The sequence below is a fragment of the Endozoicomonas sp. genome, assembly GCF_031844845.1.
GTDB lineage: Bacteria > Pseudomonadota > Gammaproteobacteria > Pseudomonadales > Endozoicomonadaceae > Endozoicomonas.
In genome coordinates, this window is the sequence record NZ_JAVRMB020000302.1 from 1 (window position 1) to 3,976 (window position 3,976).

The window sequence follows — 3,976 nt, forward strand, 5'->3', positions numbered from 1 at the left end:
CATCTGGCCTGATTACAGTCTCCGCTTATAGACAACAGTATTTTATGAGCTCAAGCGCGCTGCTTCCTCACGTTAGAGCCGAAAACAGCTCCTGAATTCCATTGATTAGTGCCGTATATATGGCATTCTTTGTACTTGAAAACTTGTTGTATCAGAAACCTGAAATGTGCTTCAACCCTGAAACCAGAGGGCTGTATGGGTTGTTGGGTGTTTCAGGATTTGTGACTAAGAGACAGCCCATGGCCACGTATGGCAGTCGGTCAGGTATAAAAAATCCATTTTGTTTTGACACCTGCTCCTACGACTTTGGGGGCCTGTAGCGGAGTTGATGCGATTTTTCCGTAAATTTAAAGCACCTTGAATCTCTATAGCCTACGTGTCCCAAGGGCTAGAGTTTCTGGATGGGAACTAGGTAACCATTGGCTTTCGCATATGGTTTCCTTTGTTTAGAAGTCTCTTTCAGACTGGCGCACTGACTTGGCTGCAAAGCATTAAACCAACCACTTGGTTAGGGATATTCGATTACATATGATCAGGCACTGAACCAGATGGAAAAAATACCCATACCTCTCTGTAGACCATGTTCTAAAACTAAAGTTCAGTTAATCGACTGATTCAATCCCAACAAGCTGAAACGGTTGTCAACCATCCACCCCAAGTGCATGATATCAATACTTTATTATCAGGCATGGACATTGTGAAAGAGCGGCCGTTATCCGGACAAGATCACCAGTTCCTATTCAAACAGATTGGGATCATCCATTCCTGCTATAAACAGAAGTTTGGTATCCCCAGGCAGCCCGGCATCGTCACTGCTGCAGAAGCCACTCTGGAACTGCTCCCACCCTACAACCAGGAAAATCTGGTACGGGGTCTGGATGGCTTTTCGCATATCTGGATTCACTTTATCTTTCACCAGACCATGGACGAAGGCTGGCGCCCGACTATTCGACCACCACGACTGGGTGGACGTCAGCGTATGGGGGTTTTTGCCACTCGCTCCACCCATCGCCCTAACCCTATGGGCATGTCAGTGGTTGCACTGAAAGGCATTGAATCCGGTAATGGCAAGCTGAAACTGCACCTGGGTGCCGCTGACCTGCTGAATGGTACACCAGTCATTGATATCAAACCCTACCTCCCTTATGCCGATGCATTGCAAAATGCCAAAGGCGGCTTTGCCCCATTACCCATCAACATGGGCGATGTGCACTTCTCGGAAACAGCACTTGAACAATGCCTTCGCTATGAGAAAAGAACCAGTAGAAATCTGATACTTCTAATTGAACAGGTGCTGGAGCAGGATCCGAGACCAGCCTATCTGAGAGGTACCACTGAACGACGACATGGAACCGCCCTCTGGGATCTGAACGTGGTCTGGGAACACACCGGCGATCACTTTCTGGTGACAGCACTGGAGCCTCTGAATCTCAACAATACAACGAATGGTAGTAACAAGGCATGATTATCCCGTACCACATGATAGCACCGGAAACCCTGAGCCGCCTGATTGAAGAGTTTGTCAGCCGGGATGGCACTGATAACGGTTATGATGAGTCACTTGCCAAACGAGTTAAAAAAGTGATGGCTCGCCTAAAGTCAGGCGACATGGTGATTGTATTTGATCAGGAGAGCCAGACGCCCAATATCCTGCCTAAAGAGATTGCGACTGAGTTATCGGTGCCGAGTTGATTGACCACTCATTTGCTGTTTTCAAATTCCTCGCAATAAAACCTGCACTTTCAGGAACAATTTCTGGCAAGGTCGCTGTCCCCCGGCTGGAAGCGCGTGTTCTTAGGATGGACATTAAGGATGTATTCGTTGGCCTGCTTATGTTTCGACGTAGGTCGGTTTCCGAAGGAAGCCGACTCGTGACCCAACTGCCGTACACCACTCAACGCCGGCGTTGTCGATGGTAAAGACCGTCGGCTCCCCTGAACGGGGAACCGACCTACGACTGATAAACATGCTCATCTTTTGCAAGAGTAAGCAGGTCTCTATTGGCAGGCGATTTGAGGTCGTTTAATGTCTACCTTAAGAGCACATGTTTACCCCATCTCCACAGCCCTGTTCATGCCATAATGCTGTCAATCAAAGATAACAGTCAGGAATACCACCATCATGATGGAACACTATGACCTATTGCTTGACCGTGTGGGTGGACTACTGAAGGCAGGACGCATTGAGGCCAGGCAGCAAATTAACACTGTCCTGGTTGAGACCTATTGGCATGTGGGCCGACATATTGTTGACTTTGAACAACAGGGAGACCATTCCGCACAGTATGGCAAGCAGTTACTGGAACACTTGTCTGTAGATCTTAAGCAGCGTTATGGCAAGGGGTTTAGCCGAAGTAATATTTACCAGATGCGGCAATTGTACCTTTGTTACCCAAAAATCCAGACACTGTCTGGAAAATTGGGATGGTCAATCTATTGCGAGCTGCTTTCTATTTCAGACTCCCTTTCCCGATCATTTTACGAGCAACAATGCCTGGTTGAAAACTGGTCGGTACGTGAACTCAAACGCCAGATCAGTTCCGCCCTGTTTGAACGTCTGGCACTCAGCTCCGATAAACAGGGTATTTTAGCCCTTGCCAGAGACGGTCATCAGCCAGCCATAGCGGCAGACCTGGTAAAAGACCCTTATGTGTTCGAGTTTCTTAACCTTCCTGAACGGAAGCAATATAGCGAAAAACAGCTTGAGAACCAGCTGGTTGACAAACTGGCTCAGTTTCTCCTGGAGCTAGGCAAAGGTTTTGCCTTTATTGCCCAGCAATACCGGGTGACGTTAAATAACACCCATTATTATGTAGATCTGGTGTTTTACCACAGAATCCTCAAATGCTTTGTGTTGATCGACCTGAAGCTGGGCAAGGTGCATCATCAGGATATTGGCCAGATGAATCTCTATCTGAATTATTTTAAAAAGGAAGAAAACACAGCGGGTGATCAGGCGCCCATTGGTATCGTTCTTGCCGCAGACAAAGATGAGATACTGGTCGAGTACGCCACCGGCTCTATTTCAAACCAGATTTTTGTTTCCCGGTATAAGACCCATCTTCCTGACCGCAAGGCACTGGCCCGTGAGCTGGCGCTCTTGTTGGAAGAGCAGGGAGATTGACTCCCTATGACCCGACCAGTCTAAAAACGACAGCGCCGTAACTGTTCCCCATAATTACTGGCCCGGCTCTTCACCGTACTGGCGGTTTTCAGTAGCCACTGCTTTTTCTTATGAGTTCCCTTGCGATAGCCATACCAGCCTTCGTGATAATTGAGATATTGCTGGTCCGCCGCCCAGAGGGAGGTGCCATTTACTTTCCGGGACTTATGGGTATACCAGCCAATAAAATCGATGGCGTCACCAAAGTCTTCCCGACTGGAAAAAAAACCACCCGCTTCTTTCACATACTGATCCCAGGTGCCATCCTGCGCCTGGGGATAACCGTAAGCGGAAGAGTCACGGGGCAAAGGGATAAACAGAAACCATGGCCTGGGAGGGCGAACATCATGCCGGTAGGAGGACTCCTGATACATAATGGCCATCATGATCTGAATGGGGGTCCCCCAGCGCTGATTCGCTTTTTTTGCGTCCTTGTGCCAGCTGCGTTTTTCCTTGAAGACACTGCAAAGATTGTGGGGCTTATCCGGCGGTGTGGTGCTGGCACAGCCAGCCAGCACCACAGACAGAATCAATATAGTCAGGTTTTGCTTATATCTGCTGATACCAGCTATCACTCGCCCCACTCCTGCCTCATTTGCATAAAATCCTCTTCCGTAACGACACGCACACCAAGCTTCTCTGCCTTGGCCAACTTTGAACCTGCTTTTTCACCGGCCAGCAGTGCTGACGTTTTTGCCGAGACAGAACCGGTGACTTTGGCTCCGAGCTTTTGCAAAATCGCTTTCCCTTCATCACGGGTCATGGCGTACAGCGTACCGGTTAGCACCCAGACTTCACCGGCCAGAGGCTGACT

Annotated in this window: 5 protein-coding genes; 3 read left to right on the forward strand and 2 right to left on the reverse strand. The window is 48.8% G+C overall.

Features of this window, described 5'->3' with window-relative positions; translation table 11 throughout:
- The first annotated feature begins 697 nt into the window (after window positions 1-697).
- The 3 genes from tsaA to RM811_RS16610 all read left to right on the forward strand — a co-directional run bounded on the left by tsaA (window position 698) and on the right by RM811_RS16610 (window position 3,123).
- On the forward strand, window positions 698-1,465 hold the full coding sequence (gene tsaA, locus RM811_RS16600) for a tRNA (N6-threonylcarbamoyladenosine(37)-N6)-methyltransferase TrmO (RefSeq protein ID WP_402526528.1): 768 nt from the start codon (window positions 698-700) through the stop codon (window positions 1,463-1,465).
- Entirely contained in the window at window positions 1,462-1,692 is a 231-nt protein-coding gene (locus RM811_RS16605) for a YheU family protein (protein WP_402526530.1), read from the forward strand. The genes tsaA and RM811_RS16605 overlap by 4 nt, the downstream gene beginning before the upstream one ends.
- Before the next feature lie 429 nt (window positions 1,693-2,121).
- A complete protein-coding gene (locus RM811_RS16610) occupies window positions 2,122-3,123 on the forward strand; it encodes a YhcG family protein (RefSeq protein ID WP_402526532.1) in 1,002 nt (333 codons plus the stop codon).
- A gap of 20 nt (window positions 3,124-3,143) precedes the next feature.
- On the opposite strand, the gene RM811_RS16615 is transcribed toward RM811_RS16610, so the two are convergent.
- Window positions 3,144-3,737 (reverse strand): hypothetical protein, encoded by a 594-nt coding sequence (locus RM811_RS16615; protein WP_402526534.1) that lies wholly within the window; start codon window positions 3,735-3,737, stop codon window positions 3,144-3,146.
- On the reverse strand, window positions 3,734-3,976 hold a 243-nt coding region (locus RM811_RS16620), incomplete at its 5' end, for a BRCT domain-containing protein (RefSeq protein ID WP_402526536.1). The genes RM811_RS16620 and RM811_RS16615, both read right to left, overlap by 4 nt.